The sequence below is a fragment of the Bacillus sp. JJ1764 genome, from assembly GCF_036962145.1.
GTDB lineage: Bacteria > Bacillota > Bacilli > Bacillales > Cytobacillaceae > Neobacillus.
The window spans coordinates 994-7145 of the sequence record NZ_JBALNY010000205.1; the positions used below are offsets into that span (position 1 = coordinate 994).

Below are 6152 nucleotides of genomic sequence, written 5' to 3' on the forward strand. Positions count from 1 at the left end.
AGTTTACCGAAATTCTTTTATTTTCTTTTAAAACAGTGGGATTATTTTCAAATAGATTAATTTTTCGAAAAATATTGCTTTTTCACAAAAAAGATTATATTATTTCAATATGAAATTATTTATTATCTTTTTTTTCGGAAAATTTGATTATTATGCCAGGAGGTTCCTATATGGATTTATTTAGAAAAAAGTCAATTCAATCTCTTATTCAAGAGGTTGAAAAAAAAGACGTAACATTAAAAAAGGATTTGGGAGCTTTTGATCTCTCCATGCTGGGGATCGGAGCTATTATTGGAACAGGAATATTCGTACTTACTGGTGTAGCTGCCGCAGAACATGCTGGACCGGCGCTTATACTTTCATTTGTATTATCTGGTCTAGCCTGTGTATTCGCAGCACTATGTTATGCAGAATTTGCTTCAACTGTACCGGTTTCGGGGAGCGCATATACTTACAGCTATGCAACATTCGGTGAATTAATTGCCTGGATCTTAGGATGGGATTTAATCCTTGAATATGGCTTTGCTAGTTCCGCCGTTGCCAGCGGATGGTCTGGATATGCACAAGGGCTACTTGCCGGATTTGGCATTCACCTGCCCAAAGCGATTACTAGTGCCTATGATCCTGCCAACGGAACTTATATTGATGTGCCAGCTGTCTTAATTGTTTTATTGATCACATTCCTTTTAACACAAGGCGTAAAAAAATCTGCACGCTTCAACAGTATTATGGTTATCATTAAATTAGCGGTTGTAGTTTTGTTTATTGGGGTAGGTGTTTGGTATGTAAAACCAGCTAACTGGACACCATTCATGCCATTCGGTTTCTCCGGAGTTGCCACTGGAGCAGCTACCGTATTCTTTGCTTACATTGGCTTCGATGCAGTATCAACTGCAGCAGAGGAAGTAAAAAATCCGCAGCGTAACATGCCAATCGGGATTATTGCATCCTTACTGGTTTGTACAGTTTTATACATCGCAGTTTCCGCGATTTTAACAGGAATTGTTCCTTATCAAAAACTTGGAGTTAAAAACCCGGTTGCCTTCGCTCTTAACTACATCCATCAGGATTGGGTGGCAGGCTTTATTTCAATCGGGGCCATTGTTGGAATCACAACCGTATTATTAGTTATGATCTATGGACAAACGCGTTTATTCTATGCCATCAGCCGTGACGGTTTACTGCCAAAAGTGTTTTCAAAAGTAGACAAGAAAAAGCAAACTCCACTGGTGAATACTTGGATCACAGCGTTAATTGTGTCAATCTTTTCTGGATTAATTCCGCTAGGAAAACTTGCGGAACTAACAAACATTGGAACCCTATTCGCCTTTATGACGGTATCAGTTGGTATTCTATACCTTCGGAAAAATGATCAAGCACCGAAGACCGGTTTCAAAGTTCCGTTCGTCCCGTATGTTCCAATACTTGCCTTCGTATTCTGCGGCTACCTGTCATTGCAATTACCGAAAGCAACTTGGATCGCCTTCGGAGTATGGCTTATTATTGGATTGTTTATCTACTTTGGCTATGGCCGCAAGCACTCTACATTAAACGAAACAAATGTACTAATGAAAAAGGTTGGATAAACATGTAAAGTAGGGGAATCTCCTTATTAGTAGGAGATTTCTCTTTTTTGTTTAAGTTCCTTAATAGATACCACGGACTATTTTCTTATTGTCGGAAAATGACGAAATGTGTCTTTGTGTTGTTGTTTTTGTAAAAAAATTTACTGAAAGATGGTAGAATGGAAGTGGCTAAATTATTATGTATCGCGGTTAAGGAGTTTTTTTATAATGAAAGAGGGAAGTAGTATTCCAAAGTTAGTTTTTGAAGAAAAGAAGGCTATCAAACTTTTTATGTTTATAATATATTTCTCATACATTGCTTTTGATATTTTGTGGTATTTTCTATTGCCACATTTGTGGTCATTTGAAACCGGAAATATTAACGAGGGATTGGGATATTGGTTATATATTCTAAATTTATCTTTTATCCCAGTTGCCGTTTTTTTTATAAAAAAGGACAACCCCTATCCAGTAAAATATATAATTTTACTAAGTTACATTATTATTGATATTGTCGATAATTTAATTAGGTATTATGGGAAAGAAACAATGTTTGCATCAGGGAATATCTCAGAGTTATTTTTCATCATTTTTTCACCTATATTTGTAAATGAAAAATTCCACTGGATTGTTTCAATAGTTATTATGGGTAAATATATATTTTTGATGGCCGTACTACAAACCACTAAACCACTTTCTATTTCTTTATTAATAGCTGTTTTATCAGCTATCACGTTTATACTTTTAAAAAGATTCGAATCATATACAAAATCTTTAAAAACTATTAAGGATGAATTGCAATGGAAAGAGAAATTAGCTACAATCGGAAAAATAGCAACAGCAATCGGGCATGAAATTCGTAATCCGATTGCTTCTTTAAGAGGATTTATACAATTCCAAAAAGAACAATATCCTAATACCAACGATAATTATCAAATTATGATACAAGAAATTGATCGAATTAATTCAATAGTAAATGATTTGATGTTTATCGGAAAACCAAGGGCAATTTCTTTTAATAAAGTAAAAATAAATGAAGTTATAGATTATACCTTATCAGTAATACAGCAACAGGCTAAACAGAAAAATGTTAAGATTGAATCAGTTTTCGAAGAAAAACTTCCTGATATTGAATGTGATGAGAATCAGTTAAAACAGGTATTTATAAATTTAATAAATATAGCAATTGAGGCAATGCCTAACGGTGGTGTTTTGAGGATTTTAGTAAATCATAAAAAGGATTCACATATAAATATCACGATCGAAGATGAATTCTGTGGAATTTCCCGTGAAATTTTTGAAAATTTGGCGGCTCCATTCTATAAAGCTAATAATGACGGGACAGGATTAGCATTAATGGTATCAAAACAAATCATTAGTGATCATCATGGCGAAATAAAAATAGATAGTAAGCAAGGAAAGGGGACTAAGATAATATTAAAATTACCTGTTAAACAAAAATTGCAGTTTTAAAATAATAAAAAGATGGAACTGGAATGTAATTTTTCAAAATAAATAATTTGAACGTATTGAAGTTAAGGGGTTACTTTGATGAAAGAAGATAGCAATATTCCTGAATTGATTTATGAAGAAACAAAAGCAATTAAATTTTTTATCTGCTTGTTCTATCTAATTGCTATATTTTTTGATGCTTTATGGTATGATGTACTACCGCATTTTTCTTCCTATAATAAAGTAAAAATTAATGAAGGCTTAGGTTATTGGATTTATATTTTATATTTATCAATAATACCTTTTGCAATATTTTTTATAAAAAGGAATAATCCATATCCCGTAAAGTACTTAATTTTTGGGAATTATATATTTTGGAATACTGTAAATAGTATAATAAGGTACTTAGGACATGATACTAAGTTTGCATTTGGGAATTTTGCTGAACTTTTAATTATTATATTTTCCCCTATTTTTGTAAATAAAAAATTCCACTGGGTTGTTTCACTAGTGATAATAGGAAAATATATTTTTCTAGCGGCTCTCTTACAAACTACAATTCCACTGTCTCCGGCTGTTTTAATTATTTGTTTATCCGTTATTACATTTATCATTTTAAATAGATTCGAATCGTATTTAAAAGCTTTATCAGAGGTTTATGAAGAGATACGTCAAAAAGAAAAGTTAGCATTAATCGGTCAAATGGCAACTATGATTGGGCATGAAATTCGTAATCCTATTGCCTCACTAAAAGAATTTATTCAAATGCAAAAAGAGAGCTATCCTGAATCAAATGATTATTATCAAATTATGATCCAGGAAGTGGATCGGATAAATTTAATTGTAAATGACTTAACATTAATCGGCAAACCGAGGTCCATCTCAAACGAGAATGCTAGTATAACAGAGATTATTAACTACTCCATATCAGTTATTCAACCACAGGCTAAATGTAATAAAGTTAAAATAGTCACAAAAGTTGATGAGCAACTTCCTCCATTAAAATGTGACATAAACCAATTAAAACAGGTATTTCTAAATATAATAAAAAATGCAATTGAAGCCATGCCTGATGGAGGGAATATTATAGTAACAGTAACTCTTGATAATAAAACACATATCTTTATATCAATAGAAGATGAAGGGTGCGGTGTACCTCAAAAAAGTATTAAAACCCTCGGCACTCCATTCTTTACAACAAAAAAAGAGGGAACAGGGTTGGGGTTAATGGTGTCCAAGCAGATTATAAATGACCATAATGGTGAGATAAAAATAGAGAGTCAAGAGGGAATAGGGACGAAGGTAATCGTAAAATTGCCTGTAAAGCAAAAATAAAATAGCTAAAAAAAATATATAAAGTTCCTCTAACTTATTAAAAAAATCATTTTCCGCTCTAAGAATTTGATTCTGTCCTCCCATTTTGTGTTTTTCTTCTAATGACATCATAAAGGGTCTTGTATCTAAGGACATAGAAAAAAACGAAAAAGGGGTCCTTTTTAATTAGTGCCCATTTTTCGAGTTATAGTTCTTGTTGAGGGAGTTTATTTTTTATATTTATAGGGGATCTCTAATTTGAGGGGGTCCTCTTATTACTATAATAATAATTCCTACTGTTTTTTTACAGTCAGATAATTTCAAAACGTGTTTATTATATATCTTTTGTAAGGTAGTAGAATGGAATAGAATTAAAATATCTTTTTGTTAAATGAATAGGAGTTAAATAAAATGAACGATGGCAACATAAGTAACAAATTGATACTTGAAGAAAAAAAGGCTATTAAACTATTCTTATGTCTGTTTTTTACCCTTTTTACTGCTTATGAACTGATTTGGTATTTTATTATACCTGAATATACAACATATAGAAAAAATAGGTTTCCTGACACTGGCCTTGGATATTGGTACTATTTTCTCACTTTACTGCTATTCCCGGTTTCTGTTGCTCTAATTAAAAAAAGGAATCCTTACATAGTTAAATATTTTCTGTTTATTAGTTTTTCTATGATTGATGTAATTAATAGTCTGGTAAAGTATTTTGGAGCCCCACAAAACTTTGCTTCTGGAAATATTGTTGAACTATTATTTGTTTTTATTTCACCAGTATTTGTAAGTAAACGTTTTTATTGGACGGTTGCAATAGGTTCAATTATGAAGTATGCAATAATTGGAATAGTTTTACGTCAGACAGATGTATTACCTCCAATTATTATCTTGGCAATACTCGCTATAATAGCATCTATTATATTTATAAGATTTAATTCCTATATTCACACATTAACTGAGGTTTATGAAGTGTTAAAACAAAAAGAAAAGCTTGCAGTTATTGGACAAATGGCAACTGCGATTGGTCATGAAATACGTAATCCCATTTCATCAATTAAAGGATTTATTCAATTGCAGAAAGAGAATTTTCCAAATACTAATGATTATTATTCAATTATGATTCAGGAGTTGGATCGGATTAATTTAATAGTTAATGATTTAATGTTTATTGGGAAACCAAGGCCCCTTCAATTAAAAAAGGCCAAAATTGATGAAATTATAGACTATACTGTATCTATTTTGAACCATCAGGCTGAGGTTCAAGGAATCAGGATTGAAACCGTAACAGATTCTTCATTACCATCAATCGAATGTGATGACAAACAACTGAAGCAGGTATTTATTAATCTGATAAAAAACGCGATTGAATCGATGACAGATGGGGGGGGAATTAGGGTTCATATCAATGAAATGGGAGAAAATAAGATGTATATCGCTATCCAGGATGAAGGAAGCGGAATTGAGGATGAACACCTTTTAAAACTCGGTGAACCTTTTTACACCACCAAAAAAGACGGAACAGGATTAGGGTTAATGGTTTCCAATCAAATAATTCGTGATCACAAAGGCGAATTTAATATTAAAAACAATCCTGAAAAAGGAACTAAAGTAGAAATTATTTTACCAATTAGACAATTAGAACCCATAATGCCTTAAAAAATTTACATATTTTGGTGACTTTGTGGATCTTCAATAAAACAAGGTGCTTTTTTTTATGATTCCGTATATTTTAATCTATTTCTCTTAAAATAATTGATTTATAATGTAGAAAGATGGATTTTTTTATATGATACAGTAGAAAAAGGTAATTAT

Annotated in this window: 4 protein-coding genes; all 4 read left to right on the forward strand. The window is 31.8% G+C overall.

Annotated features, from left to right (window positions below; genetic code table 11):
• Positions 1-170: 170 nt before the first annotated feature.
• The 4 genes from V7083_RS21845 to V7083_RS21860 all read left to right on the forward strand — a co-directional run bounded on the left by V7083_RS21845 (position 171) and on the right by V7083_RS21860 (position 5996).
• On the forward strand, positions 171-1586 hold the full coding sequence (locus tag V7083_RS21845) for an amino acid permease (RefSeq protein WP_335482037.1): 1416 nt from the start codon (positions 171-173) through the stop codon (positions 1584-1586).
• 207 nt (positions 1587-1793) lie between these two features.
• Entirely contained in the window at positions 1794-3038 is a 1245-nt protein-coding gene (locus V7083_RS21850) for an ATP-binding protein (protein WP_335482038.1), read from the forward strand.
• Positions 3039-3116: 78 nt separating this feature from the next.
• Positions 3117-4352 carry an ATP-binding protein gene (locus tag V7083_RS21855; RefSeq protein WP_335482040.1) on the forward strand — a complete coding sequence of 412 codons (1236 nt, stop codon included), beginning with the start codon at positions 3117-3119 and terminating at the stop codon, positions 4350-4352.
• 390 nt (positions 4353-4742) lie between these two features.
• A complete protein-coding gene (locus tag V7083_RS21860) occupies positions 4743-5996 on the forward strand; it encodes an ATP-binding protein (RefSeq protein ID WP_335482042.1) in 1254 nt (417 codons plus the stop codon).
• The last annotated feature ends 156 nt before the right edge of the window (positions 5997-6152 follow it).

What these genes read in the sequence shown, in the direction of transcription:
- V7083_RS21845 (WP_335482037.1), top strand. Translation starts at nt 171, where the DNA reads ATGGATTTATTTAGAAAAAAGTCAATTCAATCTCTTATTCAAGAGGTT.
- V7083_RS21850 (WP_335482038.1), top strand. Translation starts at nt 1,794, where the DNA reads ATGAAAGAGGGAAGTAGTATTCCAAAGTTAGTTTTTGAAGAAAAGAAG.
- V7083_RS21855 (WP_335482040.1), top strand. Translation starts at nt 3,117, where the DNA reads ATGAAAGAAGATAGCAATATTCCTGAATTGATTTATGAAGAAACAAAA.
- V7083_RS21860 (WP_335482042.1), top strand. Translation starts at nt 4,743, where the DNA reads ATGAACGATGGCAACATAAGTAACAAATTGATACTTGAAGAAAAAAAG.